Raw genomic sequence first — 20,486 nt, forward strand, 5'->3', positions numbered from 1 at the left:
GCAGTAAGACGAAAATGAAAAAACCACAAGTCCTTCCAGAAAATAATTCTGTCGTCTCTGTGGTTTTCACTATCAATGATGGTTTTTGATTAAATACTTTCAGCTTGGGCTTATTTCTTACTCCACTACCCGCCATCGGCGATGTTGATCAAAAAAGGCAGCTTCTGCTTGCGCCTCTTTCACGATTGCTGTAGGATACTTCAGCACATCTAATAACGCGATGGCATTTCTTGTCTTTGCAGGTCCTTGTTTTAATTTAAAGTCAAAGCTGATGCCTTTCTCAGGCGTTACTTGCTCTTCAAAATGGACATTGGCACAATCTTTTTTCAAGATCTCAGTCAGTTCGATGTCGTGTGTTGCGACAAAAGCTAAAGAAGGGTAGTCGCTTAACCAATTCACGATAGCTGCTGAAGACGCGATCCGTTCAATGGTGTTTGTCCCTTTCAAGATCTCATCGACAAAGCAATAGCAACGTTCTTTTGTTTCCACTTGCTGTAATAAGCGCTTGATCGATTTGATTTCTGAAACAAAGTAACTATCGCCTTCAAACAAATTATCTTCGATCGCCATCGAGGTCAAGACATGACCGGGTTGGATCGTGAAAGATTCGGCTAAAGCAGTTTGGATCGTTTGCGCTAAGATACCGTTGATGGCAATACTTTTGACGTACGTTGATTTTCCTGAAGCGTTCGAGCCAGTGACCAATGTGTTCTGTTGCCAATCGATCGGATTGACGACTGCCTCGGCAATCAGAGGGTGATACGTATCCTCTGCCATGATCCCGCTTTCTGCAAAGACTGGTTGACAAGAATAGGGCATGTAGGTGCGATAATTCAACACTGCCGCAGCTACTTCTAACTCTCCGAGTAATTGCCATAATTCAATCGCTTGTTCCGTTTTCTTTTCCAATCGGCTAATGACAAAATGATACGAAATAAATGGCAACATGAACATCATATTCAAGTAGTCAAAAAACAACTCCGCTTCTGAGCCATTTTTCACTCGAAATGAAAAACCGAACTTAGGGATTTCTTTTAAAGGTTGTACATTTTTTTGCAACTCTGCTTGCAATGGTGTAGCAAACGTGGCTATTTTTTTCGCCGCAGAAATCGTAGAAACAAGATAGCCCATACTATTAAGTTCTGTTTCGAGTGTTTGCTTTTTTATCAAGTAATAAACCGTATTGAATAACACACTAATGATCGCGATATAAATGCCGATTACTTGTCCAAGCAAAAACAAGCCTAAACCAATGAGTGGTAACATGCCTAAAAAGGCAAATAGCCCAATATGACCAATTCTTTTGCTTTTGCCATCTGCTAAGTATTGTTTGGCAAAATTACGGTCTTTTTTTCCAAGTCGTGCAAATTGATATTGGATTTCTTCTCTCAACTTAGGATTTTCTTGGTAGAAAGTAATCAACTTTTCTAAACGCTGATCTTGTCCAAAATCAAAATTACGCAGTCGCTGATAAAGCGCTTCTGAACCCACACTTGAATACGTATGATTGACCGTTTCGAATACTTCAAACATATCTAGGTCATACCAAGTCAAGTCATCGACTTCACTGTCCCACGTGCGAAACTTTTTTTCTGTCTGCCAAGCTTCTTTTAAGCTCTCCTCCTTATCGAATCGTACTTGATATGGAAGCTTCCCCCATTTGTAACGGACATCTGCTCTTAATTTTTTTCGCGAATTGATTTCTAAGACAATTAAGATGCCAATGATACCGACAATCAGGAGCATGATAAATTCTGTTTGACTCATAAAATTTCTCCAATCTATTGAATACTTTAAGTATAGCACTGATTGGAAACATAAATGGAGTTATAAAAAACTATCCTTCTTTTTCGCCGTATTCATGTTGATTCTAGACACCAACTAATTCCATCGAAAAGTACCTTTTGATTTCCTTCATGTTGCAATCCTTCTGAAAAATGTGCGGGAGTCATACAAAAAACTTTACCTTTACCATACAGATGTCGCCAAGCGGCGATCGATTCACCATAGTGAGAATAGCTGTGCATCAGAACTTCCGTTTCTCCTATAGCTACTTCAGTGAAATAGTGTTCGTCCCATATTTTATAAGACTTACCATTTGATTCTCGATAGGTTACTTCTGTAGGTTTGGGATGATGAAGGAAGCGCCCCCGCAACATCTCACTAAAAGCAGAGTGGATCGGGTAGCTAGAAAGTGCTGAATGATAGGCAATCAGGCTTCCGCCATCCGCTACATACTCGGTGATCAACTGATCATATGTTTCATTTAACCAAACAGCGTCATTTTTTTCGGGTGCTAACCGATTTTCCTTTGAAAGGAGGAATAAATCAGGTTGCTCATGTAATGCTTCGGTTAGTTGCTCGATCGTCAGATCAGTCATCTTTAATTCTTGTGGGAAGTGCTTAGCGATCCCCTGAAAATAGTTGACTAACGGATCATGCGGATGGTAAAAATCGCCTAACAACGTGATCATTTTTTTCACTAGGAACACACTCCTTTCACTTAGATACTCGCTTATTATTTTTCATACATGTGACAAATTTCCTTTGTACATTCGTATACTTTACGATAACGCGCATACACCTTTTGGTAAACTTCCACTTGTTGCGGGTTCGGTTGCACAGGGGATTGGTAGGAAACAAAAACACTTGCACATTCGTTCAAATCAGTAAACCAGTCACAGCCTACTGCTGCTAACATGGCAGCACCAAGCCCAGGTCCTTGTTCGGTGGTTAAAGTAACGATCGGTCGATTAAAAATATCCGCTTGCATTTGGAGCCACATCTGATTTTTTGCACCGCCACCTACCGACACGATGGTTTCGATTTTTTGTTGGGTCATCTCATCCATGATCGCTTGGGAGTCCTTTAGAGAGAAGGTAATCCCTTCTAGCACGCTACGGGTAAAATGTTTTAACTCGTGTTGCGTATCTATTCCAATAAAACTTCCTCTGATTTGACTATCACTGTAAGGCGTGCGTTCCCCTACGATATAAGGAGTGAATAATAAGCCATTACTGCCTGCATCAACACTTCCGATTTCTGATAGCAACTCGTTGAAGGAACGATCAGGAGCAAAGCGCTGTTTGAACCAACTCAAGCTGTCGCCAGCTGCTAAGGTCACACCCATGGAATACGCGGCACCTGAGGCATGTTGGAAGAGATGGAGTTTCCCTTGATAGTCTCTATCCACATTTTTTTCGTAACGAAGGAATACGCCACTTGTGCCGATGGAACATAATCCCAGACCTTCTTCTAAAATACCAGCGCCAACAGCGCCACAGGCATTGTCGGCACCGCCTGCAATCACTTTGACTGGCTTGGTAAAGCCGTATCTTTCTTTAAATTCCTCTTTCAATGTCCCCACCACTTCAGTAGAAGCCACTAAAGGAGGTAAGATGGCTGGATCAATCCCAAATTCTTCTAAGATTTCTTCGTCCCACTGCTTCGTTTCTTGATTCAGCAGTAGTGTGCCAGCCGCATCTGACTCGTCCATATGATACGAATCAGTCAACCAGAACCGTAAATAATCTTTCGGTAATTGAATGTGTTTGACCTTTTCCCAACTCGCTGGTTCGTGTTCTTGGACCCATAAGATTTTCGGTAGTGTAAATCCTTCTAACACTTTGTTTTTCGTGTGCTGTAACAACTTGTCGCCCATTATTTCAGTGATTCGTTGACATTGTGGTGTCGTACGAACATCATTCCATAAAATAGCTGGTCTTACAACTTGATCTGCTTCATCCAAAAGAACTAAGCTGTGCATCTGTCCAGAAAAACTGATGCCTGCCAATTCATCTTTAAGATCAGTTACTTTCTCTAATAATTCTTTCAATATTTGATCTGCTGCTTTGAGCCAATCCGCCGGTTGTTGCTCGCTATACCCCATCTGTGGATTGCTCATAGGGTAAGAAGCAACTGCTTCTGCCACTAATTTTCCTTTTCGATCAAACACTAGGCCCTTCAAAGCACTTGTTCCTAGATCTAAACCTAATACATACATGAATCGTTCCCCTTTCCAACAAAAACAAGCGAAAGAAACAGTCCGTTCCATCAAGACACCGCCTGTTCCTTTCCAATGATTATATACGCTTTTTATTCTGATTCTTCTGTACTTTCTATCGAAGAATCTTCTACTGAGTCTGTTTTCACTTTACTTTTTTCTTTTCCATACTCTTCTAACTCTTCCGCTAACACATAGTTGACATCGATCGGAATGGTTGTGTCAATTGTTTCACCGTCGATTGCTTTCACTAAATTCTCGATCACTTGATAGCCGATTTGGTACGCATCTTGGTCAACGATCGCTGTGATTCGTTCGTCCGCTACTCCGCTTAACCAAGTGTCCGTATAATCAAATCCATAATGAAGCACCTGTCCTGCTTTTCCTTGAGATTCTAACGCACTCATCACACCGACATTCGGCCCTTCTGAACCTAATGAAAAGACAGTGACTAAGTCTCTATTCGCCGCAATGTAGCCTTCTAATTGTTTTTTAGATTCTGATGGTTGATCATTGTCTTGAATCGTCGCTAAAAACTTAAAGTTCTCAGCATCTTTTCCATAAATCTCTGCAAAACCTTCTTTCAGTCCTTTTTCACGATCGATCATAGTTGGTTGTGCGACGTCCACACAAACGATGGCGATCGAACCACCGGTAATGCCTTTTGCCTTCATTTCTTCAGCAGCACGTAACCCTAATTCTTTTCCAGCTGAGACATTGTCTGTACCGACGTAAGCTGTCCGATCTTCAGGATTTTCTAAATCGGCATCAAAGGTGATGACTGGAATATTTTTATCCATGGCTGCTTTGATTGGATCAACAAACGCTTTTTTCTCAATCGGTGCAATGGCGATTCCTGCTACGTTTTTGGCAACTGCTTCTCTGATAAAGCCGATATGTTTCTCTTTCTTACTTGGTTCAGCAGAAGGAGATGTTTTCGTGACCAATGTATAACCCAATTCTTGTGCCGCATCCTCTGCTCCTTTTTTCATGGGGTTCCAATAAGCCCCGGTGTCTACGATTGGAATGAAATACAAGGTCTTTTCGCTATCTGCATCCGCAGAATCACTTGTACTACATCCTGTACCAACTAATAATAACGCAACGAACATACTGATGACCCAAAATGATTTTTTTAACATGGTCTTTTCACTCCTTAGATTATAATTATGACTGACGAGTTGCTCGACGTTTCAAATAATCAATGATGATTGCTAAAATAATGACTAGACCGGTCACTGTATCTTGTAAAAATGAATTTACCCCCATCAATGTCAAGCCATTTTTAAATACTTGTAAGGTTAAGATACCTGCAACCGCTCCGCCAATCGTGCCGATTCCACCACTAAATGATGTACCACCCATGATAGCTGCCGCCATTGCGAACAAATCTAAGCCATTCGCATCTTTGGAAGCGCCACCATTTAAATTTGAAACAATCAACAACCCAGCGATGGCTGCTAACATTCCTTCAATCATAAACATCTTAATGATATGTTTATCCGTATCGATACCGGATAACCTGGCTGCTTCTTGATTTGACCCTACCACATAGGTATATCTTCCCAAACGCGTATTTTTCATTATAAAAGCAAATACAATAATGATAATTAAAAAAATCAAGGCATTGCTTTTGAACATATCCGTACCGATTGGCATTTTCGCTAAGCGATTGAACCACTCGTTTTCGGAACCGATAAATTGTTCGTCCGTGAAAAAGCCGAGCATTCCTTTGATGACATAACTTGTTCCTAACGTCAAAATAAATGAAGGCAAATCAAATTTCTTGATCAACAAAGCGTTCAACGCGCCTAACATTGCCCCTGTCAATAATGCCAGAAGCACAACGATTGGTGCAGGCATTCCTTGATTTGCCACATATAAACCGAGCATTCCTGACGCCATTCCAACATAACCAATTGATAGATCCACATAGCCGCAAATCAAAATCATCGCATAAGCAACAGTTAAAATGCCTACCGGTGGAATTTGTTGGAAGAAATTTTCAATATTGAATGTGCTCAAAAAATTCGCATTTGCAATTGAAAAATATAGGACTAAAGCAATTAACACTAAATAAACAGAGTAGTTCATAAAAAGTGACTTGATCGTTAACTTGTTTCGTTTTTCCATCGTTCTCTCCTTTGTTTACATATCCTCTAGCTGAAGAATCGTTAATGCTCATTAAGCGTTGCATAGGTCATAATCAATTCTTGCGCCTCATCTTTTCTGTCCTGATACTCAGCGATGACGACTTCTCCTGTAATCTCACCTTCCCGAAAAACATAGATCCGATCGCAGATCCCTAATAATTCAGGGATTTCCGAAGAGACGATCAAAATCGTTTTCCCTTGGCGTGCCAATTCGTTGATGATCGTATAGATTTCTGATTTTGCCCCCACATCAATACCTTTTGTCGGTTCATCAAAAATATATACTTGATTTGTTGTATTCAACCACTTTGCTAAAACGACTTTTTGCTGATTCCCACCAGAGAGACTGACAACTGGACGCGCAATATCACTGATCTTAATCTTCACGTCTTGTACAAACTGATGAGCCGTTTGATTAAGTGATTCATGTTTTAATACAAATCCACCTAGATTCGTTATCGTGATATTGTCTTGGATTGAGAGACCAAGAAACAAGCCTTGATGTTTACGGTCTTCCGTTAATAATCCGATTCCTTGACGAATCGCATCCACCGGCGACTTGATCACTACCGGCTGGTTCGCCAATTTGATTTCACCAGATTTTGCACGATCTGCACCGAAAATCAGTCGTACCGTTTCGGTTCGACCACTACCTACTAACCCCGCAAAGCCTAACACTTCCCCACGTCTTGCTTGGAAGCTGACATTTTTAACTCGCCCAAAAGAATCAGAAAGATTGGTAACTTGTAAATAGGTTTCTCCTAAGTGGGTCGGTTGTTTTGGATACAGATCGTTGATTTCTCGACCAACTAAGCGAGCGATAATCGCTTCTTCAGACAAGTTTTTTACTTCATCGGTCAAGATATATTCCCCGTCGCGCATGATCGTGATTCGTTCACCTAATTCAAAGATTTCTTTCATGCGATGAGAGATATAGATACTTGAAACGCCTTTTTCCTTCAATCTGCGAATAATAATAAACAAAACTTCGACATCTTTTTCAGACAAAGAAGTTGTCGGTTCATCAAAAATGATCACTTTGGCATTCAAACTAAGCGCTCTGGCAATTTCAACTAATTGTTTATTGGCAGTAGACAACGAAGCAACCAGTGCAGTGGGAGAAATCGCAGATCCCACTAAGTTCAGCCATTGTTGCGTGTCTTCATATAATTTTTTGAAGTCAACAATTCCTAACGCCTTATTTTTATAGGGCAAACGACCAATAAAAATATTTTCTGCCACAGACAAATCTTCTGCTAGATTCAATTCTTGATGAACAAAGGCAATCCCTAATTCTTGTGCGAAGTCAGGAGTCATTTTAGGGATTTCTTTCCCTTCAAATATGATTTCTCCTTCGTCCTTATCGATCAATCCAGCAAGAATGTTCATTAAAGTAGACTTACCGGCTCCGTTTTCTCCCATAAAAGCATGGATCTCGCCTTTATTTACCTCAAGTCTTGCTTTTTTCAAGACGTGGACAGGGCCAAAACTTTTTTCAATATCAGACATTGAAAATAAACGTTCTTTTTCCATGAAAGATCTCCCCTCTTACTCCTGAAGTGACAACACTGTTCTATTCACTTTACTTTTCTCGATAATCAAAATAATCAAAAACAGCTGGCAAATCATATCCTGAGTAATCGATGTTGACTATTCCCACAAACGCACCCGTAAAAAATCCACCATGGGTTTGGTTGACATATTCATCGGATAGTACTTTTGCATCTAACTGGATCGCTAATTCGATCCATGTTTTTCCGTCAAACGAATAAGCATATGTGTAAGTTTCTCTTCTGACGATCGTTTTGAAATAAACAACTGTTACATCCTCTGGAATTGGAATGACCTGTTCCTGCAAATAACTTTTGAATACGCCTTGATTATTCTCAGTGAGTTCAATGACACAGCCTTTTTCTTCGTGCCAAGTCACTTGGATCATCGACCAATGTTGTGAATTGTAATAATTCGTCAGCCCTGCCATTTGCTGGAAGGTCGTTGGCGAATAGCTCAATGCAGTTTCTGCTTCAAACTCAAATGCTTGCCAACGTCTAGCAACTAGTGAGTTTCCATGTGTATTGGCCAAACTTCCGGCACCTCGTAATGTCAGCTTTCCATCTTTCAACATGCCGATATCCTTCGTAAAAGGGACACGTACTGTTTGAAATTGTGGAGGCAGTTCGCTTTGTTCGAAGTGAGTCCTTTCTGGCAGTTTTTCATAAGGGTGAGGTGTCACTCCTTTAGGTGCTTCCACCTCCATACTCCCTTGCTTTCCACCAACGATTTCTGGCCACAATGCTTCAGACCATGTCACCTTTTGAATCGCTGTTTCTCTGCCTAATGTACACCAGCCACGGGGATCATGGATGGATTCGTTTTTATGATGCCACGGTCGACCAGTCAAATGAGCAAAATACCATTCGCCTTCTGGTGTATCAACTAACGCACCATGTCCGCATTTTTGCAGTGGATTTTCTGGAGAGTCATAGGCAGTTAAAAAGGTCTCTGCTTGGCTTTCAAAAGCTCCTTCTAAAGTTTTTGAACGTGCCACCACTTCTTGGTGCGTATAGACGGTGCCCCCTTCTGCACAAAACAAATAATAATAACCAAATAACTTATACAGATGTGGGCCTTCCACTAATTTCACGTCAGTTCCTTTCCAAATGATCTTACCTGTTTCCGGAAGTAGACGTTGCTCTTCCACTGAATATTCGGTGCATTTGATCCCATTAAATGGATGATGGTATTCGCGATGATCCCATTCCATTTGAACTAGGTATTTGCAGCCATCGTCATCATGGAAAAGAGAAGCATCGAAGCCGACACCATTCAATCGAATCGGTTGACTCCATGGACCAGTGATCTCTTCTGCGGTAGTCAAATAATTTGTACAATCTTTGAACGCTCCATTGACCACTTTGACATCAGTATAAACTAACCAAAATTTCCCATCCGCATAAGAGAGATCGGGCGCCCAAATCCCTCCTGAATCTTCATTGCCCTTCATATCCAACATCTGGATAGAAGCCAATGGACGTGTCACCAATCGCCAGTTCATCAAATCTTTCGACTCATAGATCTGAACGCCTGGAAACCATTCAAACGTTGAGTTGGCAATGTAATATGTTTCTCCCACACGTACAATAGACGGATCAGCATGAAAACCTGTTAATACTGGATTTTTAATTTTCATCGTACACCTCACTCTATTTTTTTAGGAGAATCCCTTTCAACCATCCAAAGGAGTCAGCGATATCTATCCTTAGCTAACTGAATGAGACTCTCCATAAGTTGGATTAAACTAAATAATCATTCAAAAAAGATTTGACATATTCGATATGGCTTGATTCCAGCTTGATATCTTTCAGCTTCAATGCATAGTCAGTCAAACTTTCCAAATCTTCCTTGTCGTTGACAATGGATTCCCCAATGCCCTCTTGGAACGTAGCATAGCGTTTCTCTTTTAAGGTATCGAAGAAGCGATCCTCTTTTAATTTCGCCGCTGCCTTCAGCCCTCTAGCAAAGGTATCCATCCCGGCGATATGCGCTAAGAATAGATCTTCCATGGCAAAACTAGAACGACGGACTTTCGAATCAAAATTGATTCCTCCTGGTGCGATACCGCCATTTTCTAAGACACCATACATGGCCAATGTGACATCATAGACGTTCGTTGGGAACTCATCAGTATCCCAACCAAGCAACACATCCCCTTGATTCGCATCTAGAGAACCTAACGCGTGGTTGATCCGTGCTACTTCGATCTCATGTTCAAACGTATGCCCAGCTAACGTAGCATGATTAGCCTCTAGATTCAGCTTGAATTTCTCTTGTAAACCATATTTTTGAATAAATTGTAAAGCCGTTGCAGCATCAAAATCATATTGATGTTTACTTGGCTCCATTGGTTTTGGTTCAATCAAGAATTGTGGCATATGACCGATTTTTTCACTATAGGCGATCGCCATTTTGAACAAACGTGCAATATTCTCTTGTTCAAACGCCATATCCGTATTCAACAACGTTTCATACCCTTCACGACCACCCCAGAATACATAATTTTGACCGTTGAGTTTTTTTGAGATGTCTAAGCCTTTTTTGACTTGAGCAGCAGCATAGGCAAAAACATTCGCATGATTCGTTGAAGCTGCACCATTCACGTAGCGTGGGTGGCTGAACATATTTGCAGTATTCCAAAGTAGTTTGATTCCCGTACGCTCCATCTGTTCCTTGATCAAATCTGTGATTTCATCTAAGTTTGCATAGAATTCTTCTAAACTATTTCCTTCAGGCGCGATATCAACATCATGGAAACAAAAATATTCGACACCTAATTTTTCTAAAATCTCAAAAAAGGCCGCTACTCGATTTTTTGCGGTTTCCATTTCAGTCGCACCTAGCCACGTTCTTTGATTGACTGGTGAGCCGAATGGATCACTGCCATCTTGTGTCATGGTATGCCAGTAAGCAACAGCAAATCGTAAATGCTCCTTCATCGTTTGACCGGCAACTACCTCTTCTGGATTAAAATGGCGAAAAGCAAAGGGATTGGTTGTCGTTGTTCCTTCATATTGGATTTTTTCTATTTGTGGAAAATAGCTCATATCATATTCCTCCTAATTTATTCATTCTACATTAGTTAGTTCATCTAACAAACCAACTTAACAAGCATATAGTATACGCTTTCACAATCATAGTCAAGTGATTTTTCATTATTATCAAAGCATTTCCATTCGAATGAAGTTAATTTATTTACTTTACAAAACGAAATAGCTATAGATAAATAACTAGAAAAATAATGAGATTACCAGTATACTTTAGAACGTATCCTCATTACATAATGAATAGGAAGTGATTTACTTTGAAAAATCCAACGTATACTCGACGGAGCCCAAATGAGTCTCTCTGTTTAGAATTGATTATGAACCAACCGGCTCTTTCTCGTGCAGAGCTTTCAGCCATAACTGGACTAACCAAAGCAACTGTGTCCTCCATTGTGAAAAAATTGATCGATGATCAACTGGTCATCGAAACTGGCATTGGAGAATCTAGTAATGTCGGTGGACGTAAACCGATCATTCTTCAATATAATGGAAAAGCGGGCCTCTCTATTTCCATTGACATCGGCTATAATTACATCTATGGTCTCCTTACGTATCTAGACGGGGAAGAGATACAACATATCCAAAAAAAGCCAATCACATTAGATGAGGAAGCCATCTATCTGTATCTTTCAGAAATTTTCACGTTATTTGAGCAACATCTTCCGACGACAGAATATGGCATTATTGGAGTAGCAATAGCCGTTCATGGCCCTGTCTACCATGGTGAGCCAATTTTTGGCCCTCATTACAATTTCGATCACATTTCTTTTCGCAAAATAGCTGAAAAACTGAGAAACTATCCTGTCTATTTGGAAAATGAAGCAAATCTTGCAGCTTTAGGTGAGTATAGCTTTACCTCAGATTCGGAAAATCTTGTCAGCATCAATATGCACAGCGGCATTGGTGCAGGAATCGTCAAAAATGGGAATTTAGAGGTTGGTGCCCATGGTTTTGCTGGTGAAATCGGTCATCAGATCATCGTGATGGACGGTAAGGAATGTCGCTGTGGAAACCGAGGTTGTTTGGAGATGTACGCTGCCAACAAAGTCTGCTACGATCGATTTGCTCAGAAAAAAAAGTTGGACTATGTCAATGCCATCATCCTTAGAGAATACTACCAAAACCAGGATCGTGATGCACGACAAGTCGTAGAAGAAAATATCAACTACTTGACGATCGGTATCAACAACTTGATCGCCCATTATGACCCATCGATCATTATTTTGAATAGCTCACTTTATCGCGAAATACCTGATATGATCGAACAATTAAAAGGGAATCTGCACAATCATTTTTCGAATCAATTAGTCGTCCGCAACAGCTCCTTGAACGAAAAAGCGACACTTCTAGGAGGTTTGGTCTTAAATCTCCAACACTTTTTAGAAATCAAACACCTGAAATTAAAATAATCATGGATCAATAAAAATATCTGCCAAACCGGAAAATGTTGAGTTCCAGTTTGGCAGATTTTATTTAGATAAAGTACGTGTATCTTTAATTTTAAATAGTAAAAGAATAACAAACTTCCTACAATTGATCAAACACTTCAACAACATGTTCCACTGTAAACTGATAATTTTGGATGATCGTTTCCCCAGGTGCGCTCGCGCCGAAACGATCAATCGCAATGATTGCCCCAGCTGTCCCTGTATAGCGCTCCCAGCCAAATGAAGCAGCCATTTCGATAGAAACACGCTTCGTCACTGCTTTTGGCAAAACACTTTCTTGATATTCCGCGGATTGTTCTTCAAACAAATCAAAACTTGGCATAGAAACCACTGAGACATCTTTTCCTTGTTCCGCCAATACTTTTTGCGCTTTGACAGCTAGATCCACTTCTGAACCTGTCGCGATCAAGATTCCTTCTGGTTGTTCCCCTTTAGCTGGTGACAAGACATAGGCACCTTTTTTAACCATATCATCTGCCACTTCTTTCGTTGATGGAAGAACTGGTAGATTTTGACGACTCAAGACTAAGATCGTTGGTGTATCTGTGGATTCCATCGCAACTTTCCACGCTGCACGAGTTTCGTTCCCGTCCGCCGGACGTAAGACATGGACACCTGGCATACTTCTAACCGAAGCCAATTGTTCCACTGGCTCATGTGTCGGGCCATCTTCACCAACTGCCACAGAGTCATGGGTCAAGACATAAATGACTGGCGTGTTTTGGACCGCTGCTAAACGCACAGCTGGTCGCAAATAATCGACAAAGACAAAGAATGTTCCTCCATAGATCCGGGTACCGCCATGCAATTGGATCCCGTTCATCGCTGATGCCATCGCAAACTCACGAACACCAAACCAAATGTTGCGGCCTTCATAGTGTTCAGGCGTGAAGTCTTTGTCTGCTGTGACCATCGTATTGTTTGATCCAGATAGATCGGCAGAACCACCCCAGAAGCTTGGGATCGCTTTTGATAATTCTTGGATGACTTCTTTACTTGAGACACGACTTGCTTGACTTTCACCTTCGTCATACGTTGGAAGTTCTGCATCCCAATTCTCTGGTAATTTCCCAGCAAAGGCATCTTCAAATTGTTGGGCTAATTCTGGATACGCTGCTTTGTATGCTGCGAACAGCTCACGCCAAGCATTTTCAGCTTTTTCGCCTTCTTCAACCATCGTTTGACGGAAGCGTTCCGCCACTTCTTCTGGTACGGTAAAGTCAGGGTATTCCCAACCATAGATCTCTTTGGCTTTTTGAATGCCTTCTAAGCCAAGTGGTGCGCCGTGGACTGCAGAAGTTCCTTGGTTTGGTGCACCAAATCCGATGACCGTTTTCACTTCGATCAATGTCGGTTTGTCTGTTTCGGCTTTCGCTTCTTCGATAGCTTTTGAGATGGCTTCTAAATCATTGCCGTCTTTGACCAAGATATGTTGCCAACCATAAGCTTCATAGCGTGCGCCAACATTTTCAGTGAAGGCTTTTGAGGTTGGTCCGTCTAAAGAAATATCGTTTGAATCGTATAAAACGATTAATTTCCCTAATTTCATATGACCAGCCATCGAACTTGCTTCTTGAGACACACCTTCCATCAGGTCGCCATCACCACATAACGCATACGTATAATGATCAACGACGTTGAACTGATCTTTGTTATAGGTCGCTGCTAGATGCGCTTCTGCCATCGCCATCCCCACAGCCATCGCGATCCCCTGACCTAAAGGACCAGTCGTTGCTTCGACGCCGTCCGTATGGTTGACCTCAGGGTGTCCTGGTGTTTTTGAATCCCATTGACGGAATTGTTTCAAGTCATCAATCGTTACTTGGTACCCTGCTAAGTGCAACAAGCTGTACAACATCGCTGAACCATGTCCTGCCGATAAGACAAAACGGTCACGGTCTGCCCAGTTTTTAGAAGTTTTCGGATTCACTTTCAAGTGTTTCGTCCAAAGGGCATAAGCCATTGGCGCGGCACCCATTGGTAACCCCGGATGTCCTGAATTTGCTTTTTGTACTGCATCGACACTCAATGTACGGATCGTATTCACACCAAGCTGATCAATTTTATCAAACAATATAATTCCTCCTTGTTCATTCCTATAAAATAATATCCACTCTTTAAATTTCACTTTGAAAATAAGACAGAAGAATCAAAAATGAATTAGGCATTCTCGATTTTCCTGTCTTATTACTTAGCGCTGACCGCTCCTTTCACCACCTAGACAAACGGCGTTCGAAAACCAACTCCTTCAATAGTAAGTCGAAACGTGAAAAAATATGTGAAGCTATTTTCCCACGTTCCGCCTTACTATTCGGAGCTAACCGACTTTCTCACGACCTTCTCTTACCCGATCGTGTTCCCAGTCATTTCTTCATAATCGGTTTTCATGATTTCCCATGACTTCTCGATTTTTTCATCTAAGCCAAACAAGCCACTGCGACCGACGATATAAATATCTGGTCCGGCTGCATCGATTCGTTTGAAGGATTTACGGTTAGAAGAGCCGTCCATTTCAATCACATAGTTATACCCTTTTTCTTCGCGTAGTTCGCGTAAAGCAACGATTTTATCCAGTGTACTTTCAATAAACCGTTGTCCAGCAAATCCTGGATCGATCGTCATGATCGTGATTTTATCGACCAATTCGATGTATGGGAAGATGGCTTCGATCGGTGTTTCAGGGTTCAAAACGACGCCAGCTTTTAACCCTGCGTCATGGATTTGATCGATCAAACGAAAAGCTAAACCATCTAATAATTCGGCGTGCATACAGATCCATTCACACTTTTGCTCGATTAATTGATTCACCCAAAAACTTTGATCTTTAACCATTAAGTGCGCAGACATCGGTAGATTACTGATTTTACGTACCTCATCAATGAACCATGGAGATAATGTGATATTTGGTACATAATGACCATCCATGATATCGATATGGTAAGAATCGACATGATCATTTAAAAATTCGATTTGTTCTTTGAACTTATCCAAGTCCATCGTCATCAATGAAGGTGAAAATTCCACTTTTCCCATTTATTTGTTCCCTCCTTGGAAGCTTTCCCAGTCCGCCATGAATTGCGCAATCCCTTTATCTGTCAATGGATGGCTCCACAACGTTTGGTACAATGATGGCGGTACAGTGGCAATGTGTGCGCCAACTAAACTCGCTTTTTCCACATGTTCCGAATTACGGACACTTGCTGCAATGATTTCTGTAGAAAACCCGTAAGTATCTAGTACTTCACGAAGTTTTGCGACAAGCTCGATCCCGCTTGTTCCTGTATCGTCTAGTCGGCCTAAAAATGGTGAAATAAAGGTCGCACCTGCTTTTGCCGCTAGTAATCCTTGCGCCACAGAGAAAATCAATGTGACATTGGTCTTGATCCCCAATTTAGATAATGCATTCGTCGCTTTCAATCCTTCTTCTGTCATAGGGATCTTGATCACGATGTTTTCCGCCCATTGGACGATCTCTTTCGCTTCTGCGACCATGCCGTCTGCTTTCAAACTAGTCACTTCTGCTGAAACAGGCCCATCAACGATCGAACAAATCTCTTTGATGACTTCTTCAAACACGCGACCTTCTTTGGCAATGATCGTCGGATTAGTTGTCACTCCATCGACTAAGCCTAGCGCATTGATTGTTTTGATTGCTGTTACATCTGCTGTATCTAGAAAAAATTTCATCGGTTTTGCCCCTCTTTTTTACACACTTATTTTAAAAAATCTGAATATCCTCTAAACTGATATCTTCTTCCTCTTTCTCTACTACTAAGTCCATTTCTTCTTCCGGCACGTTCTTTTTGATTACAGCTAAAACGACGGCTGTAACTAAAACGTTCACTAAGATTGCGATCACACCTGCCCATGGTCGAGACATCGTTGGGATCATCAAGACACCACCGAACGGCACCGTTGCATCCGCACCTAAGATCATCGTAGTTGCACCACCAGCAAATCCACCGATTGCTGTTGCAACTACGCCACGTACGATATCATTCATGACTAAAGGAATCACACCTTCAACAATATTGATGACACCCATTGGTACGGCTGATTTCAATGTCTCTACTTCCACTTTTGTATAGATATTCTTGCGGAACATTTTGGCGATAAAATACGCTAATCCAAAGCCAATCGGTGTGGCTGTATTGACTAATTGCAAGGCTGTGATCGGGCCATTCAACCCTTCTGCTTGCATCGTCAATACAAAAGCAAATACGGTTTTATTGATTGGACCACCGTAGTCGATCCCACTTAATAAGCCGATCACACCACCAAAAATCAATAAGGAAGAATTGCCTAATCCATCCAAGAAATTCGTTAATAATAGCGTTAATGCTGCGATTGGCGCGCCAATGATATACACCATGACTAAGCCACCAACAATTGAAGCAATAAATGGAATAATCAATGTTGGCATCAATCCTTTTGCCCATTTTGGTACTTTGACATGTTTTAAAATACCTAAAACAAGATAACCTGCTAAGTAACCACCTAGAATCCCACCGATAAAGCCAGCACCAATTGCATTTGCTGTTAAACCAATAATGAAACCTGGTGCGATCCCTGGTTTAGCTGCAATGGAATAAGAAATCCCAGTAGCGATCACAACTGGTAATAACCCTAAACCAGCACCACCCATCGTTGCTAAAGCATCCCAAATCGAAAACTCACCTTGTACAAGTGTTCCTTGACTTGTTCCGCCAAAGGCCATGCCGATTGCAATCAGGAATCCGGCACCACATACGATTGGAATCAAATATGAAATCGCTGTCAATAAATGTCCTTTTAAATTTAACTTTTTAATTGCCTCCATTTTTTGTCTCCCCCATTCTGGTAATTATTGTTGCACGACTACTTCTTCTACTTTTTCAATCAACTTACTCGGTGATTTCACAGCAACTTCTGTCGGTACTTGGACGATTCGTTTTCCTTCAAAACGTTCACGACCACTGATTTTGACATCTACAGCTAAAATAACGACATCTGCTTGACTGATTTGCTCTGCCGTCAATTCATTTTCGATTCCGATCGTTCCTTGTGTTTCCACATGGATCTCATGCCCTGCCTTTTTTGCGGCATTCTCCAACTTTTCTTGCGCAATGTACGTATGAGCGATCCCCACTGTACATGCTGCTACTCCAACGATTTTCATTTTTTCTTCCTCCTCAGTCTCTATCCAAATGCAGCGACTACTTCATCGATTTCTCTTGCAGCAATCAAACGTTCCACCACTTCATCATTTCCTAACTTACGGGCAAATAAGGACAACAATTTCAAATGTTTTTGCGCACCTTCCGTATCGTCTCCGACTGCAAACAAGATGATGCCTTTCACACCCTTACCGTCTAGTGTCTCCCAAGGAATTTCATTTTCAGTCACCCCGATCGCCACACCGACCTTCTTCACATACGCACTTTTTCCATGTGGAATAGCGATATAATTACCGATCCCTGTTTGACCTTGCGCTTCTCGCAAATAAATATCTTTCACAAATGCTTCGACATCCGTAATGTATTCTTGTTCATATAAGCGATTGGCTAATTCATACAAGACCTCATCTTTCGTTTTCCCGTCTAAGTTCGTTTTGATGATTGTTGGATCAATGATTTCTTTGATCTCCATTTTCCTCACTCCTCATTAGTTACTGACAACTTCCATTGCTTTTTCGATTAATTTATTCGGTGATTTGACCGCGATCTCTGTTGGTACTTGGATGATTTTCTTTCCTTCGAAACGTTCCCGTCCGCTGATCTTGACATCCACTGCTAGAATCACGATATCGGCTTGATCGATGGCTTCTTGCGGCAATTCATTTTCAATGCCGATCGTTCCTTGAGTTTCGACATGGATCTCATGACCCGCTTTTTTCGCTGCATTCTCTAATTTTTCTTGTGCAATATACGTATGGGCAATTCCCACTGTACATGCTGCTACTCCAACGATTTTCATTAATGGTTCCTCCAATTTTTGATAGTATTTTTATCGTTCTGTGAAATTACCAGCTTTCAATTCATCTAGATAATCAGGATCAGCCAGTTTTCGCATAAAATCAGCAAGCTGTTGTTTGACTGCCAGTGTTTCATTTTCTGCTAGTAAGACAACGATAATCAATTCCACTTTTGAGATTCGTTCCGACCATTCTGTTATGGGTTGTTGCGGACGGATCAGCCAAATTCGTGTGTTGGCTAACGCTGGATGTTCAAGATGAGGTAAAATCACGCCTTCCTCAATTTGGATATCTCCTGCCTCTTCTCGCTCAAACAATGCCTGTTGGATCGCTTGTGCCTTTTCTTTTGAGGTAGGAAAGACTTGTTGACTGATCCATTCATAAGTCGCTACTTTGGAAGCCAGTGACATCTGATCGAATAGTTCCACGAAATTATCTGTCATGATAAATATCCTCGATTTTCTTTTGGATTCTTGACTGGTCATCAGCGGTCAGCATCGCACTAACAATCAAAGATTGAACAGGAAATGCTTCTTTCAACCCAACTGTCGTTAAAATCAACTCGATTCCTGGCGTCTTTTCGAACACTGATTGGTAATTTTTCGTACTGATCACATCCACGATCTCTAGTTCAGGAAATTTTTTGGCTAACTTCACCTTCAATAATTCAGAAGTCCCAACTCCAGTCGTACACATGATCAACGTTTGAATTGGAAATTGATGCGTCTCGATCATTCGTGCAAAATACAAGGTGATAAACCCAATCTCATCAGGCGTGATTGTTGGAAGCTGAAATGTTTGACTCACCTGTTTTGATACTTCAGCAACCGTATTAAAAATCGTTTCATACGTTAATTGGATTTGATCCAACAAACTATTTTTCACTCTGATTTGATGGCGCAACCGATTGATCAAAGGTTTGATATGATTAGCAAGATCTGTAAAAATCATCTCGCTTGCTACATTGAGATTTAGCTTCTCACCGACTTGATGCAAGTAATAAGATGTAATCTCAATCACTTCTTTTGTGAACGTTTGTGTTTGCGATTGATTATTGTCTGTTCTTGAAGAAAGTAAATATTGATAGAGATAATAGATCTCGCTGACTGGTAATTTCGTTTTCAGATACACTTCTACTTGACGGATCACTTCGATTGCTATATCACGAATCACAGATTCTTTGTCTAAAAATTGCAATTGTTCCATCGTTAATTTTTCACCAATAGCTTGATAATTCGTCTTCCTTGCTCGACGTATCGCAATGTACAAATGGGAGAAAATATTGATATTATACGGATAAGGAATCGTGCCATTGAGTTTCTTTTCAATCAGCTTGATCTGTTTGATGACAAAATTCGCATCATAACGATTGAAGTCGAACTCATCAGATAAAGCGATTTCATCAATATCGAAAATATTCAATCGTTGAATCAATTCAGTGATTGCACGGCGGATATTCTCTTCCTTTCCTTCGATGGCTAGTGTCCGATTTTTACGAATCAGTTGTAGATCATAGGTTGCGATCCGTTCGGCAATGATTTTTTCATCATTTGCAATGGCTGAGTCACCGACATAATACGTTTGATACAAATCAATGACTTTAAGTGCTTTAGGAGAGGATAATAATAATTCTTCCATCACATTATTTTGCCGTTCTGACGGTAGAACTTCCACAGAAGACACAACCGTTTGGTTCGTCTGTGCAATATATTTTTCATAATCAAGTTTGTACCCTCGACCCTTTTCAGATAAAATCAGTGGCCCATTCGAAAACTCGTCATTTATTTTTTTAACTAAGCGATAGACGGTCTTGGTAGAGGTACTCATTAACTCTGCCAACACTTCAGCAGTAACATAATCTCGTTGTTTTGATAAAAGAAGCGTTAATTTATTCCCTCGATCCATTTGACTAGTCATAGCTCTATCCCCCCTGTATCTTTATCATAAGCGATTTTTTTTATTCTGCTTCACTACATAATGTCCATTGCAGCGGACAAAATGAATTCGGTTACACAAGGTTGTGAGAAAGCTGGGTAACTCCGAGTATTAAGAAATAATTTGAGAAAAAAGCTTCTCATATTTTTTCAAATTTTGGCTTAATATCGTAGAAGTTAACTTTCGAACACCGTTTATTTAGGTTGTGAAAGAAGCGATCAGCACTGAGTAATAAGACAAGAAAATCGAAAATGGCTTTTTCATTTTTGATTTTTTTGGCTTATTATTGAAGTGCTGCTTCTTGAACACCGTTTTTCAGGTTGTAAGAAAGCTGGTCAGCTCCGAATAGTAAGGCGGAACGTGGGAAAATAGCTTTCCATGTTTTTTCACGTT

Annotated in this window: 18 protein-coding genes; 1 reads left to right on the plus strand and 17 read right to left on the minus strand. The window is 40.9% G+C overall.

The features are described from left to right. Positions 1-117: 117 nt before the first annotated feature. The 8 genes from CYK55_RS12870 to xylA form a co-directional block, all read right to left on the minus strand. Positions 118-1,767, minus strand: coding sequence for a MutS-related protein (locus CYK55_RS12870; protein ID WP_126134391.1), 1,650 nt, complete (start codon positions 1,765-1,767; stop codon positions 118-120). A gap of 92 nt (positions 1,768-1,859) precedes the next feature. Then, positions 1,860-2,474: a ThuA domain-containing protein gene (locus tag CYK55_RS12875; protein WP_235186327.1), complete on the minus strand. Its 615-nt coding sequence runs from the start codon at positions 2,472-2,474 to the stop codon at positions 1,860-1,862. A 44-nt stretch (positions 2,475-2,518) separates the two neighbouring features. Beyond that, positions 2,519-4,003, minus strand: a complete 1,485-nt coding sequence (gene xylB / locus CYK55_RS12880; RefSeq protein WP_126134392.1) for a xylulokinase — start codon at positions 4,001-4,003, stop codon at positions 2,519-2,521. A 92-nt stretch (positions 4,004-4,095) separates the two neighbouring features. Next, positions 4,096-5,145, minus strand: coding sequence for a sugar ABC transporter substrate-binding protein (locus tag CYK55_RS12885; RefSeq protein WP_034688669.1), 1,050 nt, complete (start codon positions 5,143-5,145; stop codon positions 4,096-4,098). Positions 5,146-5,170: 25 nt separating this feature from the next. Next, the gene (locus tag CYK55_RS12890) at positions 5,171-6,136 is read right to left on the minus strand and encodes an ABC transporter permease (RefSeq protein WP_126134393.1); all 966 of its coding nucleotides are present in this window, start codon (positions 6,134-6,136) and stop codon (positions 5,171-5,173) included. 41 nt (positions 6,137-6,177) lie between these two features. Beyond that, entirely contained in the window at positions 6,178-7,689 is a 1,512-nt protein-coding gene (locus CYK55_RS12895) for a sugar ABC transporter ATP-binding protein (RefSeq protein ID WP_126134394.1), read from the minus strand. A 49-nt stretch (positions 7,690-7,738) separates the two neighbouring features. Further along, a complete protein-coding gene (locus CYK55_RS12900) occupies positions 7,739-9,346 on the minus strand; it encodes a glycoside hydrolase family 43 protein (RefSeq protein ID WP_126134395.1) in 1,608 nt (535 codons plus the stop codon). 103 nt (positions 9,347-9,449) lie between these two features. Continuing rightward, the gene (gene xylA / locus CYK55_RS12905) at positions 9,450-10,757 is read right to left on the minus strand and encodes a xylose isomerase (protein ID WP_126134396.1); all 1,308 of its coding nucleotides are present in this window, start codon (positions 10,755-10,757) and stop codon (positions 9,450-9,452) included. 257 nt (positions 10,758-11,014) lie between these two features. On the opposite strand from xylA, the gene CYK55_RS12910 reads away from it, so the two are divergent. Continuing rightward, complete coding sequence (locus CYK55_RS12910) at positions 11,015-12,166, plus strand: ROK family transcriptional regulator (RefSeq protein WP_034688674.1); 1,152 nt, start codon at positions 11,015-11,017, stop codon at positions 12,164-12,166. Positions 12,167-12,284: 118 nt separating this feature from the next. Here the strand turns inward: CYK55_RS12910 and tkt are convergent, their stop codons facing one another. From tkt to CYK55_RS12955, 9 genes are all read right to left on the minus strand, one after another. Further along, entirely contained in the window at positions 12,285-14,279 is a 1,995-nt protein-coding gene (tkt, locus tag CYK55_RS12915) for a transketolase (protein ID WP_126134397.1), read from the minus strand. 269 nt (positions 14,280-14,548) lie between these two features. Beyond that, a complete protein-coding gene (gene alsE / locus CYK55_RS12920; protein WP_034690825.1) occupies positions 14,549-15,238 on the minus strand; it encodes a D-allulose 6-phosphate 3-epimerase in 690 nt (229 codons plus the stop codon). Then, positions 15,239-15,892 (minus strand): fructose-6-phosphate aldolase, encoded by a 654-nt coding sequence (gene fsa / locus CYK55_RS12925; protein WP_034690828.1) that lies wholly within the window; start codon positions 15,890-15,892, stop codon positions 15,239-15,241. It lies immediately after the preceding gene. A gap of 31 nt (positions 15,893-15,923) precedes the next feature. Next, entirely contained in the window at positions 15,924-17,024 is a 1,101-nt protein-coding gene (locus CYK55_RS12930; RefSeq protein ID WP_034690830.1) for a PTS fructose transporter subunit IIC, read from the minus strand. Between the two features lie 24 nt (positions 17,025-17,048). Further along, on the minus strand, positions 17,049-17,363 hold the full coding sequence (locus CYK55_RS12935; RefSeq protein WP_010734014.1) for a PTS fructose transporter subunit IIB: 315 nt from the start codon (positions 17,361-17,363) through the stop codon (positions 17,049-17,051). A gap of 20 nt (positions 17,364-17,383) precedes the next feature. After that, a complete protein-coding gene (locus CYK55_RS12940; protein ID WP_034690833.1) occupies positions 17,384-17,833 on the minus strand; it encodes a fructose PTS transporter subunit IIA in 450 nt (149 codons plus the stop codon). 15 nt (positions 17,834-17,848) lie between these two features. Further along, complete coding sequence (locus tag CYK55_RS12945) at positions 17,849-18,160, minus strand: PTS fructose transporter subunit IIB (RefSeq protein ID WP_019722933.1); 312 nt, start codon at positions 18,158-18,160, stop codon at positions 17,849-17,851. Between the two features lie 30 nt (positions 18,161-18,190). Continuing rightward, positions 18,191-18,601, minus strand: coding sequence for a PTS sugar transporter subunit IIA (locus CYK55_RS12950; protein ID WP_034690834.1), 411 nt, complete (start codon positions 18,599-18,601; stop codon positions 18,191-18,193). After that, the gene (locus tag CYK55_RS12955; RefSeq protein ID WP_034690837.1) at positions 18,591-20,075 is read right to left on the minus strand and encodes a BglG family transcription antiterminator; all 1,485 of its coding nucleotides are present in this window, start codon (positions 20,073-20,075) and stop codon (positions 18,591-18,593) included. Before CYK55_RS12955 ends, CYK55_RS12950 begins: the two co-directional genes overlap by 11 nt. Between the last annotated feature and the right edge of the window lie 411 nt (positions 20,076-20,486).

Origin of the sequence: Enterococcus mundtii, from assembly GCF_003957375.1 — a bacterium.
Taxonomy (GTDB): Bacteria; Bacillota; Bacilli; order Lactobacillales; family Enterococcaceae; genus Enterococcus_B; species Enterococcus_B spodopteracolus.